The following is a 12,871-nucleotide window of genomic DNA, read 5'->3' as shown; positions in this document are numbered from 1 at the left end:
CGCAAGCCGGCCGAGATACCGGCCGATGGATAGAGAGCCACCATCAGGCGTTTCAACCCAGGTCAAAGCGACGTCCCTCTTAGCCAGTATTGCGCAGCCCGGCCGAGATACCGGCCATGGTCACCATCAACGCCCGGGAGAGCTCGGGGCTGATGGCGCCGTCGGCGTCCCGGTTACGCTGCAGGAGCTCCGCCTGGAGGCCGTGCAGGGGGTCGATATAGGGGTTGCGCACCTCGATGGCCTGACGAATCAGCGGCGTGCCCTCGAGCAGCTCCTGCTGATCGAGGATCTCCAGCAATCCCTGATGCAAGCGGCCGAAGCGCTCGCGCAGGGCGCCCCCCAGCTCCAGCAGCGCCGGCTCGTCCACCAGGCGGTGCTCGTAGTAGGCGGCGATCTCCACATCGGCCTTGGCCAGCAGCATCTCCAGCATGTCCAGGTAGGTGCCGAAGAAGGGCCAGTGGGCGCGCATCTCACGCAGCCGCTCCAGGCCGCCCTGCTCCGCCAGCCGGGTGGCGAAGGCCTCGCCGCTGCCCAGCCAGGCGGGCAGCATCAAGCGGGTCTGGGTCCAGGCGAAGATCCAGGGAATCGCCCTCAGGGTCTCCACGCCGCCGTCCTGACGCCGCTTGGTGGGCCGCGAGCCCAGCGGCAGGCGGCCCAGGGAGCCCTCCGGGGTCACCGCCCGGAAATAGGGCACGAAGTCGGGGTTCTCCCGCACCACCCCCACGTAGCCGCGGTGGGCGATGCCCGCCAGGCGATCCATCTCCTCCCGCCACTCGGGCTTGGGCGCCGGGGGCGGCAGCAGCGAGGCCTCCAGCACGGCGCAGGCGTAGATCTCCATGGAGCGCAGGGCGATATCCGGCTGGCCGAACTTGAAGCGAATCATCTCGCCCTGCTCGGTGACCCTCAGGCTGCCGTTCACCGAACCCGGCGGCTGGGAGAGGATGGCGGCGTGAGCCGGGCCGCCGCCGCGACCCACGGTGCCGCCGCGGCCATGGAACAGGGTCAGGTCGACGCCATGGCGCTCGCAGACCGCCACCAGGGTCTCCTGGGCCCGGTACTGGGCCCAGGCGGCGGCCAACTGGCCGGCGTCCTTGGCGGAGTCGGAGTAGCCGATCATCACCTCCTGGCTGTCGCCGGCCAGGGCCCGGTAGCCGGGCAGCGCCAGCAGCTGGTCGATCACCTCGCCGGCCCGGTCCAGGTCGGCCAGGGTCTCGAACAGCGGGGCGATGGGCAGGCGCACGTCGCCGCCCACCTCCTTCATCAACAGCGCCACCGCCAGCACGTCGGAGGGCTGGCCGGCCATGGAGATGATGTAGGTACCCAGCGCCTCGCGCTGCTCCCGGGCGATGACCCGGAAGGTATCGAGCACCTCATGGGTCTCGGTGGAACACTCCCAGCGACGCGGGATCAGCGGCCGGTTGGAGGCGAGCTCCTCGAGCAGGAAGGCCTGGCGCCGGGCCTCGTCCCACTCCCGGTAGTTGCCGAGCCCCAGGTAGTCGCTAAGCTCCTCGAAGACCTGGGCGTGACGGGCGGCATCCTGGCGGATATCCAGCTTGGTCAGGGTGACGCCGAATACCGCCACCCGGCGCAGGGTATCGAGCAGCACGCCGTTGGCGATGGTGTCCAGGCCCACGTCGCACAGGGAGCGGTAGCAGGTCAGCAGGGGCGCATAGAGCTGGTCGCGGTTCTCGATGATCGGGCCGCCCTCGTAGGGGCGCCCGTCCAGGCACGCCTTGGCCCAGTCGCGGGTCGCCTCGACCCGGGCGGCCAGGCGCTTGAGCAGCGCCCGGTAGGGCTCGGCCACCTCGCCCACCTCGGCCTTCAGCGCGCTATTGGCCTTCCACATGGAGAGCTCCGCCTTGAGCTGCTCCAGGTCGCGCAGGTAGAGGTCCGCGGCCATCCAGCGTCCCAGCAGCAGCACCTCCCGGGTGACCTTGGCGGTGACATTGGGGTTGCCGTCGCGGTCGCCGCCCATCCAGGAGGCGAAGCGCAGCGGCGCGGCGTCCAGGGGCAGTCGCTCGCCGGCCTCCTCCAGCAGCAGGTTGTCCAGGTCGCGGTGGAAATCGGGCACCGCCTGCCACAGGGAGTTCTCGATCACCGCGAAGCCCCACTTGGCCTCGTCCACCGGCGAGGGGCGCTCGTGGCGAATCTCGTCGGTGTGCCAGGCCTGGCTGATCAGCTCCTCCAGGCGTCCCTGGGCGCGGCTGGCCCGCTCCGGGTACTCGCCGGAGGCCTCGATGGTGGTCAGGCAGTCGTCGATGGCATCGTACTTCTGGATCAGGGTACGCCGGATGACCTCGGTGGGGTGGGCGGTCAGCACCAGCTCCACGCGCATGCTGGCCAGCGTCTCCACCAGGGTCTGGGCGGAGTAGCCGGAGGCCCGGGCCCGGGCCAGCAGCTCGCCGAGCACCGGCTGGCTGCCGGGCTTGTAGTCCTCCACCCGGCGGAAGCGCGCCCGGTAGTGCTGCTCGGCGATATTGGCCAGGTTGAGGAACTGGTTGAAGGCCCGGGTCACCGGCAGCAGGTCGCGGTCCGGCAGCCGGCGCAGGTACTCGATCAGCTCGCGGCGGCCCTGGGCGTCGCCGGAGCGGCCGCGCTTGGCGAAGGCGCGGATCGCCTCGATACGATCGACGAAGGCTTCCCCCAGGTCATCGGCGATGGTGCGCCCCAGGCTATCGCCCAGGATGCGTACGTTGTCGCGCAGGGATTCGTGCAGGTCGTGACTCATTTGGCTCCCTCCTCGGAATGCGCGGCGGCCGGCTCCTCGCGCTTGGCGGCCTGCCAGTGATCTTCCATCTCGTCCAGGCTGGCGTCGGCGAGATCCCGCCCCGCCTCGGCCAGGGCCGCCTCCACGCGGCGGAAGCGGCGCTCGAACTTGGCGTTGGTGCCGCACAGGCACCGTTCGGGGTCGGCCTTGAGCTTGCGCGCCAGGTTGGTCACCGCGAACAGCAGGTCGCCCACCTCCTCGGCGGCGTGATCCCGGTCCCCGGCGGCCAGGGCGGCCTCCACCTCGGCGAGCTCCTCGCGGATCTTGGCGATCACCCCGGTCTCGTCGGGCCAGTCGAAGCCGACCCGGGCGGCGCGCTTGGCCAGCTTGGCGGCCCGCGACAGGGCCGGCAGCGTCCTCGGCACGTCGTCGAGCACCGAGCGGGCATCCCGCTCGGCGCGCTCCTCGGCCTTGAGGCTCTCCCAGCGGGAGTGCACCTGGCGGGCCTCGATCGCCTCGGCGCTCACCCCCGGGGGCCGCCGCGAGGCCAGGCTGCCCTCGGGAAAGACATGGGGGTGGCGGCGCAGCATCTTGGCAGTCAGGGCGTGAACCACATCGTGGAAGTCGAAGCGTCCCTCCTCGGCCCCGAACTGGGCGTAGTAGACCACCTGGAAGAGCAGGTCGCCGAGCTCCCCGGGCAGCTCTGCATAGGCGCGCCGTTCGATGGCGTCGGCCACCTCGTAGGCCTCCTCCAGGGTATGCGGCACGATGCTGTCCCAGTCCTGCTTGAGGTCCCAGGGGCAGCCCTGGTCGGCGTCGCGCAGCACCGCCATCAGGGTCAGCAGGTCATCGAGGCCGTAGCGGGGCTCGCTCATGCCTTGCCCCCCTTGCCGGTGCGCAACCGCTTGACGTCGATCACATTGGGCAACTGCTGGATCCGCGAGAAGAGTCGCCCCAGGGTCTCCAGGCTATCCACCTCCAGGGTGATGGCCAGCCGGGCGATGCCGTCCTCGCTGTCGGTGCGGGTGTTTACCGAGAGCACATTGACCTTCTCGTTGCCCAACAGGCCGGTGACGTCACGCAGCAACCCGGAGCGGTCCCAGGCCTCGATGACGATATCCACCGGGTACTGGGTGCCGGGGCGCTCGCCCCACTCCACCTCGATGATGCGCTGCGGCTCGTCGAGGCGCAGCTGGAGGATATTCGGACACTCTTGGCGGTGGATGGTGACCCCGCGCCCCTGGGTGATAAAGCCGACGATGGCCTCCCCGGGTACTGGGTGGCAGCAGTTGGCCATGCTGGTCTTGAGGTTGCCCACGCCGAGCACGGTGATAGCGCTCTTGCCCCCCTTGGGCGGCGCCTTGCGGGGCTTGGCCAGCAGCCGGTCGAGCCGCTCCTGATCGTCGGACTCACCGAACAATTGCTGGGCCTGGTGCAGCACCTGGCCGATGCGCAGGTCGCCGGCGCCGAGCGCCGCGTACATGTCGTCGGGGCCCTGATAATTGACCTTGTGGGCCAGGGTCTCCAGGTCCATGTCCTCGAGGTCGAGGCGCTTCATCTCGCGCTCGAAGAGCGCCTTGCCCTCCTCTAGGTTCTGGCCCCGGGCCTGCTGCTTGAACCAGGCCTGGATCTTGGCCCGGGCCCGGGAGGTGCGCACGTAGCCGAGGCTGGGGTTGAGCCAGTCGCGGCTGGGGCCACCCTTGCTGGCGGTGAGGATCTCCACCTGCTGGCCGGTCTTGAGCTTGTAGGTGAGCGGCACGATGCGGCCGTTGACCTTGGCACCCCGGCAGCGATGCCCCACCTCGGTGTGCACCCGGTAGGCAAAATCGATGGGGGTGGCGATGCGCGGCAGGTCGATGACGTGGCCGTCGGGGGTGAAGACGTAGATGCGATCCGGGGCCACGTCGCTGTTGAGGCCCTCGCGCAGGTCGCCGAACTCGCCCACTTCCTCCTGCCACTCGAGGACCTGGCGCAGCCAGGCGATCTTCTCCTCGTAGCTGGAGCTCTTGGCCTTGGTGTCGTGGCCCTTGTAGCGCCAGTGGGCGCAGACGCCGAGCTCCGCCTCCTCGTGCATGGCGAAGGTGCGGATCTGGATCTCCAGTACCTTGTTCTCCGGCCCCAGCACGGCGGTGTGCAGGGACTGGTAGCCGTTCTTCTTGGGGTTGGCGATATAGTCGTCGAACTCGTGGGGCACATGGTGCCAGCGGGAGTGGACGAGCCCCAGGGCGGTGTAGCAGTCGGCCACCTCCGGCACCAGGATACGCACCGCGCGGACATCATAGACCTGGGAGAAGTCGATGCGCTTGCGCTTCATCTTGCGCCAGATGGAGTAGATATGCTTGGCGCGACCGTCCACCGCGTAGCGGGTGATGCCCTGGGCCTCCAGCAGCTCCTCGAGGGTGCCCACCACATCGCTGATATAGCGGTCCCGGTCGAGGCGCTTCTCCGCCAGCAGCTTGGCGATGGCCTTGTAGTCCTCCTCGTGGAGGTAGCGGAAGGAGAGGTCCTCGAGCTCCCACTTAAGGTGGCCGATGCCCAGGCGGTGGGCCAGGGGGGCATAGATATCGAACACCTCCCGGGCCACCTGCAGGCGCTTGTCGCGGGGGGCGTCCTTGACCTGGCGCAGGGCGCAGGTGCGCTCGGCGATCTTGATCAGGGCGACGCGCACGTCGTCGATCATGGTCACCAGCATCTTGCGCAGGTTGTCCTGCTGGTCGTGCTGCTGCATGCCGTGGCTGGGGGTCAGCTGGCTGATGGCGGCCATCTGCAGCACGCCGTCGATCAGCCGCGCCACCTCGTCGCCGAACTGCTTGGCGACCTGCTCCTGGCTCAGCAGCCCCTCACGCACGGTGCGGTAGAGCACCGCGGCCTCGAGCGCGGCCTGGTCGAGCTTGAGCTCGCCGAGGATATCGGCCATCTCCAGGCCCATGCGGAAGCTGGTGTCCTGGGGCAGCCAGGTCTTGTGGCTGCCCGCGTTATCGGCGGCCAGGCGCTGTGCCAGCTCACAGGCTCGGCGCAGCTTCGCCGGGTCACTCAGGGTCACGTCTTCCTGCAGGCGCACCAGCCACTGGTCGATATCGACCCGGCCCTCGCCGTTCAGCGGCTGGTCTTCACGAACCTTCACCATCTCCTGGCGCTCCTTGATTCCACCCCGGGCCGCCGGCCGACGGCCCGCTAATTGTTCTAACAACCTCGCCAAGGCAAACGATGGCATCTTGGCCCACCAGCCTGGCCAGGTCCCGGGGCTAACCTGGGGGTAGGCACTCCGCAAAGACGCTGTGAATCCTTCCATGGAAGCTCGACTTTATCGTCCATGATAAAGACGCTTTGCTCCGACCTACCCCCAGCGCCCCTTTGTTCCCAATGGCGTATCCCCGACTAACCTTCCCCGCGGCGAAATAGCAGTACCGACTCCAGGTGTGCCGTCTGGGCGAACATATCGGCCACGGCGCCACGCACCGGCCGCAGGCCCCCCGCCGCCAAGATGGCGGCATCCCGAGCCAGGGTCGCCGGGTCACAGGAGACATAGAGTAGCCGCTCCACCGCCCCTTGTTTGGCCAGGGCGCGACATACCGCCTCGGCGCCCTCCCGGGGCGGGTCGAGCAGTGCCGCCGTCGCCGGCACCTCGTCGAGCAATCGCGCCACCGCCCCGGGGTCGTTGAGGTCTGCCTGACGCGCGGCGAGGGAGAGCGCATTGGCCCGGGCATTATCGGCCAGGCGCTCGACCATCGCCGGACTGCCCTCGACCCCGGTGACCCGGGCCCCGGCGGCGGCCAGCGGCAGGCTGAAATTACCGACCCCGGCGAAGAGGTCGAGCACGGCCTCCCCCGGGGCCGGCGCCAGCCAGGCCAGGGCATGCTCCACCAGGGCACGATTGACCTCGCCATTGACCTGGATGAAGTCCCCCGGGGCGAAGTGGACCCGCAGCTCGCCCAGGGCATAGTGCAGGCTCGGTGCCTCGCCGAGCCAGCGCAGCACCGGCGCCTCGCGGCCTAGCAGCCAGGCCAGGTGCACGCCCTGGCGCTCGGCGAAGGCCCGCCAGCGCTCGGCGTCGCGGGGATTGTCGCGCAGCTGGCGCACCACCAGGGCAACGCCGGCATCGCTGTCGATCAGCTCCAGGTGCCCCACCTGGCGGGGTGCCTCCAGGCTGGGAAGATGCTCGCGCAGGGCCGGAAGCAGCCGGTCGAGGGACGGGGTCAACACCGGGCAGGCGGCGATATCCACCAGGTGGTGGCTACGCCGGCCGCGAAACCCCAGGTGCAGGGTCCCCTCGGCATCGAGCCGCACGCCGAGGCGTGCCCGGCGCCGATAGCCGAGCCCTTCGCCGGCCAGCAGTTGCAACGGCGCCTCCAGGGCCACGCCCTGACGGCCGAGTTGCTCGGCGAGCACCGCCTGCTTGTGGCGACGCTGGGCGTGCGGGGTCAGATGCTGGAGGTCACAGCCGCCACAGCTGCCGTAGTGGGCGCAGGGGGGCTCGATTCGCTCCGGCGAGGCCGTGATCAGCTCGCGCAGATGGGCCTCGTCGAAGCGCTTGCGCTGGCGGTGCACCGCCAGGCGCACTCGCTCGCCGGGCAGGGCGCCCTCGACGAAGCAGGCCTTGCCATCGGCGCCATGGGTCAGGCCACGGCCATCGTGAGCGAGACGCTCGATCACCACGCCACCCTCGTCGCCGACGGGTGCGGGCGCCGGCGTGGCGGCGCGGCCACTGAGTCCCGACACGCCGGAGCGCCGCCGCGGGGGGCGACGTTTGCCAAGCATCGCCATGTCAGGCTCCGAACAGGCCGGTGGAGAGGTAACGGTCGCCGCGGTCGCAGACGATAAAGACGATCACCGCGTTCTCCACCCGCTCGGCGATACGCAGGGCCCCGGCCAGGGCGCCGCCGGAGGAGACGCCGGCCATGATGCCCTCTTCCCGGGCCAGGCGGCGCATATGCACCTCGGCCTCTTCCTGGCCGATATCCAGCACCCGATCGACGCGGCTGGCATCATAGATCCGCGGCAGGTATTCCTCGGGCCAGCGGCGGATGCCGGCGATGCTGGCGCCATCCTCCGGCTGCAGGCCGACGATCTGCACCTCGGGGTTGCGCTCCTTGAGGTAGCGGGAGACGCCCATGATGGTGCCGGTGGTACCCATGGAGCTGACGAAGTGGGTGATCCGCCCCTCGGTCTGGCGCCACAGCTCGGGACCGGTGCCCTGGTAGTGGGCCAGGGGGTTATCGGGGTTGGCGAACTGATCGAGCCCCTTGCCCTCGCCCCGGCCGATCATCGCCTCGGCTAGGTCCCGGGCCTCCTCCATGCCCCCCTCCTTGCTGACGCCGATCAGCTCGGCGCCGTAGGCGGCCATGGCCTGCTTGCGTTCCTCGGAGGCGTTCTCGGGCATGATCAGCACCATGCGGTAACCCTTGATGGCGGCGGCCATGGCCAGGGCGATGCCGGTATTGCCGGAGGTGGCCTCGACCAGGGTATCGCCGGGGCGGATCTCGCCGCGGGCCTCGGCTTGCTGAATCATCGACAGGGCCGGACGATCCTTGACGGAACCCGCCGGGTTATTGCCCTCCAGCTTGGCCAACAGGGTGTTGTTGCGGCCGGCACCGATGCGCTGCAGGCGCACCAGGGGCGTGTTGCCGACCACGTCCTCGAGGGTGGGAAACTGCATCTAACTTTCCTTATGGAAACGTTTTTTCCATTATATCCGTGGGACCGGCCGGGTGACAGTGATGATCCCCGGCTATGTCATACTGTCCGCCAACTCCTGGTGCCAAGGGAAGCCCCGATGTCCTTGCGAACCCGCCTGATGCTGCTCGTCTTCCTGATGCCGCTGATCCTGATCAGCGGCATCGCCGTGGCGAGCCTCCTCTACCTCGAACACCAGCAGCAGCAGGCCGTCCAGCAGCGCCTGGAGCGTGCCGTGAGCCTGCTGGCCCCCTCCCTGGCCGAGGCCATCGAGGCGGGCGACGAACCACGCCTGGAGCGCCTGGCCCAGCGCCTGATGGACGAGCCACCGGTCCAGGCGCTGAGCCTGCGTGACTCCCAGGGCGATACCCCCCTGCATCTGGGCAAGGGACAGGAGTCGCTGCGCCCCGACCCGGCCAGCACGGCCACCTGGCAGGAGTGGCGCCTGCTGACGCCCCTGCCGGACCTGGAGCGCCCCCTGTGGGTCGACCTGGAGCTCGACCCCACGCCCCTGCGCCTGGCGCTCTACCGCCACCTGACCCTGGTCGGCCTGGGCTGCCTGGTGCTGGGGCTGGCGCTCTTCCTGCTCGCCTACGCCCTGGGGCGCCAATGGGTGCAGCCGCTGGAGTCGCTGCGCCGCGCCCTGGAGCGCTTCAACAGCGGCGACTACCGGCCGCGCCTGGATACCCGCGGCCCGGTGGAGACCGCCGAGCTGGCCCACGGACTCAATGCCCTGGCCGACTACCTGAGCCGTGCCCAGGAGGAGATGCAGCAGCATATCGAGCAGACCACCCTGGACCTGCAGGAGTCCATGGAGACCATCGAGATCAAGAACATCGAGCTCGATATGGCCCACCGCCGCGCCTTGGAGGCGAGCCGCATCAAGTCGGAATTCCTGGCCAACATGAGCCACGAGATCCGCACCCCGCTCAACGGCGTCATCGGCTTCTGCCAGCTACTGGCCCGCTCGGAGCTCGACGACCGTCAGCAGGAGTGGCTCAGCCATGTGCACAAGGCCTCCAACAACCTGCTGTCGCTGATCAACGATATCCTCGACTTCTCCAAGATCGAGGCGGGCAAGCTGGAACTGGAGAGCGTCGACCTGGATATCCTGGTGATCGTCGACGAGGTGCTGGGCCTGCAGGCGCCCATGGCCCAGCAGAAGCAGCTGCACCTGCTGGGGCTGGTCTATGATGACGTACCCGCCCAGTTGCAGGGTGACCCCCTGCGCCTCAAGCAGGTGCTGACCAACCTGGTCCATAACGCCATCAAGTTCACCGAGAAGGGCGAGATCCTGGTGCGGGTGATGCTCGAGGAGGCCGAAGGCGCCGAGGTGATCCTGCGGGTGCAGATCAGCGATACCGGCATCGGCATGGACGAGGCCAGCCAGCGACGCCTCTTCCAGGCCTTCCAGCAGACCCGTGACAGCGATACCCGCCACTATGGCGGCACCGGCCTGGGGCTGATGATCTGTCGCCAGCTGGTCGAACAGATGGGCGGCGAGATCGCCGTGGAGAGCGCCCCGGGGCGCGGCTCCACCTTCACCCTGAGCCTGCCGCTGCGCGCCAAGTCGCTGGAGGAGCGCCCCCTGGAGCTGGACCTGGGCGGCCAGCGGGTCGCCCTCTACGAGCCCCACGCGGCGACTCGCCACGCCCTGGCGCACCTGCTGAGGGCCTGGGGCGCCGAGCTGCAGGTCCTGGAGGAGGCGACGCCCTGCGACGCCCCCCAGGCGGCCCCGGACCTGCTGCTGGTGGGGCTGCCGCCGCTGCCGATGGCCAAGGCCGAGATGGTCAGCTGGAGGGAATGCCTGGCCGGCGTGCGCTGCCCCAGCATCGTGATGGCCAACGTGCCGCCCTTCGATATCCCCGACCTGCCCCTACCCCATGGCGGCGAGGTGATCAGCAAGCCGCTGTCGCGGCGCAGCCTCGCGGCGGTAATCCAGCGCCAGCTGAATGCCCCGACGCCCGCCCCGATCGAGTCGCCTGCCGCCGCCATTACCCCCCGGCGGGTGCTGGTCGTCGACGACACCGACTCCAATCGGCTGCTGGTCCGCGAGATGCTCGATGGCCTGGGCCTGGACGTGGAGGAGGCCGCCAGCGGCGAGGAGGCCCTCGCCCGGGGCCGCTCCCGCCCCTTCGACCTGGTGCTGATGGATATCCGCATGCCGGGCATGGATGGGGTGGAGGCGATGAAGGCACTGCGCGAGCTGGGCGATGCCTGGCGACGCTGCCCGATCATCGCGGTGACCGCCCATGCCCTGGAGGAGGAGCGCCAGCGGCTGCTCAAGGCGGGCATGCATGATGTGCTGATCAAGCCGATTCAGGCGGAGGCCCTGGTCGGCCTGCTGGGACAGCATCTCAACATGGCCCTGAGCCTGCCCGCCGCCGCGCCGCGCCGCGTGGCCAGACGGCGCCCGACGCCCACCGCCGACGAGGAACTGCCGGCGGTGGACCTGGCCCTGGGCACCCAGTTGGCCGGCGGGCGCGAGGACCTGGCGCGCCAGACCCTGGGAATGCTCCTGGCCAGCCTCGACGACACCGAGCGCCAGCTGCGCGAGGCCTGGGACGCCGAAGACGAGGTCGCCTTCCTGGATGCCGTGCATGCCCTCAATGGCGCCTGTCGCTACTGTGGCGTGCCCCAGTTGGCGCTGCTGGCCGAGACCCTGGAGACCCGCCTGCGGGTCGCCGGCCTGGCCGATACCGAGGCGCTGGTCGAGGCCCTGCATGCCGCCATGGCGCGGCTGCGTGCCTGGAGCGACGAGGAGGCGCCTCAGGCCATGGAAACCGCCTCCGGCGCGCCGAAATAGCCGGCCCGGGGGATTGGTCTCCCCGGGCGCGGCTCAGTGCTCATGATCGTGGTCGTGCGCGTCCAGGGCCGCCACGAAACCCGCCTCCTGGCCGGCGATGATCAGGCGCTTCATCTCCGCCACCGCCTCCTTGAGCCCCACGAAGAGGGATCGGGCGATAATGGCATGGCCGATATTGAGCTCATGCAGGCCGGGGATGGCGGCGATGGCCTCGACATTATGGTAGTGCAGGCCATGGCCGGCATTGACGATCAGCCCCAGCTCGCCGGCCAGTTCGGCGGCGGCGGCGATGCGCTCATGTTCCTGGCGTGCCGCCTCGCCGCTGGCCTCGGCATAGGCCCCGGTATGCAGCTCGATCACTGGTGCCCCGGCCTTGGCGGCGGCCTCGATCTGACTCGGCTCCGGGTCGATAAACAGCGACACCTCGCAGCCGGCGGCGGCCAGACGCGTGCAGGCCGCGGCGATCGCCGCGAAGCCGCCCACCACGTCCAGTCCCCCCTCGGTGGTCAGCTCCTCGCGCTTCTCCGGCACCAGGCAGACATGCGCCGGGCGCACGGCTTCGGCCAGGGTCAGCATCTCCTCGGTGACCGCCATCTCCAGGTTCATGCGGGTATTGAGCACCTCGGCCAGCAGGCGCACGTCGCGCTCCTGGATATGCCGGCGATCCTCGCGCAGGTGCACGGTGATGCCGTCGGCACCGGCCTCCTCGGCCAGCAGCGCCGCCTGGACCGGGTCCGGGTAGCGGGTGCCACGAGCCTGGCGCAGGGTGGCGATATGATCGATATTGACGCCGAGCAGAATACGCGGGGGATGCATAACGGGCTCCAGGAAAAAGGAAATCAGGGCATAAGGGTAAAGGCAGACGCCGACAGCGGGAAGCCCGGATCAAGCACCCGGCGACGCCGCGGCATGCCGGGAAGCGGCGAGGCGCTGCATCAACTCACGGGAGCGTAGCGGGCGGCTGCCCAGCAGCGGCGCCAGGGCCGCCCGGGCGAGTCCCTTGGCGGGACCCGCCAGCCCCGGCTCGCTCCAGTCGCTCTGGGCCAGCAGGCGCAGGGTGCGCCCGTCCAGGCCGCCTTCGGCCAGGCGCACGAAGTGACGCGCCTCGGCCCGATAGGCATAGCGACCCTGGGGATCCAGCTCGGCCCCCTGCTCGTCCATATAGACGGGCGCCGCATCCAGGGCCTCCAGCAGGGCCAGCTCCAGGCGCCGCAGGGCCGGGGCCCGCCGCTCCGGAAACGGCAACGCCTCGAGCAATGCGCCATAGAAGGCGAACACCTCGGCCACCGGCAACTCCACCGGCAGGGTGCGGGTCAGCAGCTCATTGGCATAGAAGCCACACAGCAGCGCCTCGCCGGCCAGCAGCGCCGCCGCGCCGCGACTCTCCATCAGCCCCAGGCGCTTGAGCTCGGCGTGGCCGCTCCAGGTCAGGTGCAGGGGAGTAAAGGGCTGCAATCGGCCACGGCTGCGGCTGCCGGGGCGCTGTACGCCGCGTGCCACGGCACGTACCCGGCCGTGGTCCAGGGTGATCAGTTCCACCAGGGCACTGGTCTCCCGGTAGGGGCGCTTATGCAGCAGAAAGGCGGGTTGTGGCTGCATGGCTTGCCATCCAATTCAGGCTGAGCTCCTGCGAGCAATAAGGGCCTTGTTGCCGGAATCGCTGAGGGGCGCTGGGGGCAGGCCGG

Annotated in this window: 8 protein-coding genes; 1 reads left to right on the top strand and 7 read right to left on the bottom strand. The window is 69.6% G+C overall.

The features are described from left to right. Nucleotides 1-79: 79 nt before the first annotated feature. The 5 genes from ppc to cysM form a co-directional block, all read right to left on the bottom strand. Entirely contained in the window at nucleotides 80-2,728 is a 2,649-nt protein-coding gene (gene ppc, locus HPA02_RS05330) for a phosphoenolpyruvate carboxylase (RefSeq protein ID WP_146802054.1), read from the bottom strand. Beyond that, nucleotides 2,725-3,582: a nucleoside triphosphate pyrophosphohydrolase gene (gene mazG / locus HPA02_RS05325; RefSeq protein ID WP_146802053.1), complete on the bottom strand. Its 858-nt coding sequence runs from the start codon at nucleotides 3,580-3,582 to the stop codon at nucleotides 2,725-2,727. Before mazG ends, ppc begins: the two co-directional genes overlap by 4 nt. Further along, on the bottom strand, nucleotides 3,579-5,834 hold the full coding sequence (gene relA, locus HPA02_RS05320) for a GTP diphosphokinase (RefSeq protein ID WP_146802052.1): 2,256 nt from the start codon (nucleotides 5,832-5,834) through the stop codon (nucleotides 3,579-3,581). Before relA ends, mazG begins: the two co-directional genes overlap by 4 nt. Nucleotides 5,835-6,085: 251 nt before the next feature. After that, nucleotides 6,086-7,471 carry a methyltransferase domain-containing protein gene (locus HPA02_RS05315; RefSeq protein ID WP_146802051.1) on the bottom strand — a complete coding sequence of 462 codons (1,386 nt, stop codon included), beginning with the start codon at nucleotides 7,469-7,471 and terminating at the stop codon, nucleotides 6,086-6,088. Nucleotide 7,472: 1 nt separating this feature from the next. Further along, entirely contained in the window at nucleotides 7,473-8,363 is an 891-nt protein-coding gene (gene cysM / locus HPA02_RS05310; RefSeq protein WP_146802050.1) for a cysteine synthase CysM, read from the bottom strand. A 117-nt stretch (nucleotides 8,364-8,480) separates the two neighbouring features. On the opposite strand from cysM, the gene HPA02_RS05305 reads away from it, so the two are divergent. Beyond that, on the top strand, nucleotides 8,481-11,186 hold the full coding sequence (locus tag HPA02_RS05305; RefSeq protein ID WP_146802049.1) for an ATP-binding protein: 2,706 nt from the start codon (nucleotides 8,481-8,483) through the stop codon (nucleotides 11,184-11,186). Nucleotides 11,187-11,219: 33 nt separating this feature from the next. Here HPA02_RS05305 and pdxJ read toward each other — a convergent pair whose 3' ends face one another. Further along, nucleotides 11,220-12,002: a pyridoxine 5'-phosphate synthase gene (gene pdxJ / locus HPA02_RS05300; RefSeq protein ID WP_146802048.1), complete on the bottom strand. Its 783-nt coding sequence runs from the start codon at nucleotides 12,000-12,002 to the stop codon at nucleotides 11,220-11,222. A 69-nt stretch (nucleotides 12,003-12,071) separates the two neighbouring features. Beyond that, on the bottom strand, nucleotides 12,072-12,785 hold the full coding sequence (recO, locus tag HPA02_RS05295) for a DNA repair protein RecO (protein ID WP_146802047.1): 714 nt from the start codon (nucleotides 12,783-12,785) through the stop codon (nucleotides 12,072-12,074). Nucleotides 12,786-12,871: the final 86 nt, after the last annotated feature.

It is taken from the genome of Bisbaumannia pacifica, assembly GCF_007989625.1.
Taxonomy (GTDB): domain Bacteria; phylum Pseudomonadota; class Gammaproteobacteria; order Pseudomonadales; family Halomonadaceae; genus Bisbaumannia; species Bisbaumannia pacifica.
Note: the sequence above shows the minus strand (reverse complement) of the source record. Positions and strands in the feature narration are given on the sequence as shown.

Coding starts and splice junctions, on each gene's coding strand:
- HPA02_RS05305 (WP_146802049.1), top strand. CDS start 8,481: ATGTCCTTGCGAACCCGCCTGATGCTGCTCGTCTTCCTGATGCCGCTG.
- pdxJ (WP_146802048.1), bottom strand. CDS start 12,002: ATGCATCCCCCGCGTATTCTGCTCGGCGTCAATATCGATCATATCGCC.
- mazG (WP_146802053.1), bottom strand. CDS start 3,582: ATGAGCGAGCCCCGCTACGGCCTCGATGACCTGCTGACCCTGATGGCG.
- HPA02_RS05315 (WP_146802051.1), bottom strand. CDS start 7,471: ATGGCGATGCTTGGCAAACGTCGCCCCCCGCGGCGGCGCTCCGGCGTG.
- recO (WP_146802047.1), bottom strand. CDS start 12,785: ATGCAGCCACAACCCGCCTTTCTGCTGCATAAGCGCCCCTACCGGGAG.
- ppc (WP_146802054.1), bottom strand. CDS start 2,728: ATGAGTCACGACCTGCACGAATCCCTGCGCGACAACGTACGCATCCTG.
- cysM (WP_146802050.1), bottom strand. CDS start 8,363: ATGCAGTTTCCCACCCTCGAGGACGTGGTCGGCAACACGCCCCTGGTG.
- relA (WP_146802052.1), bottom strand. CDS start 5,834: ATGGTGAAGGTTCGTGAAGACCAGCCGCTGAACGGCGAGGGCCGGGTC.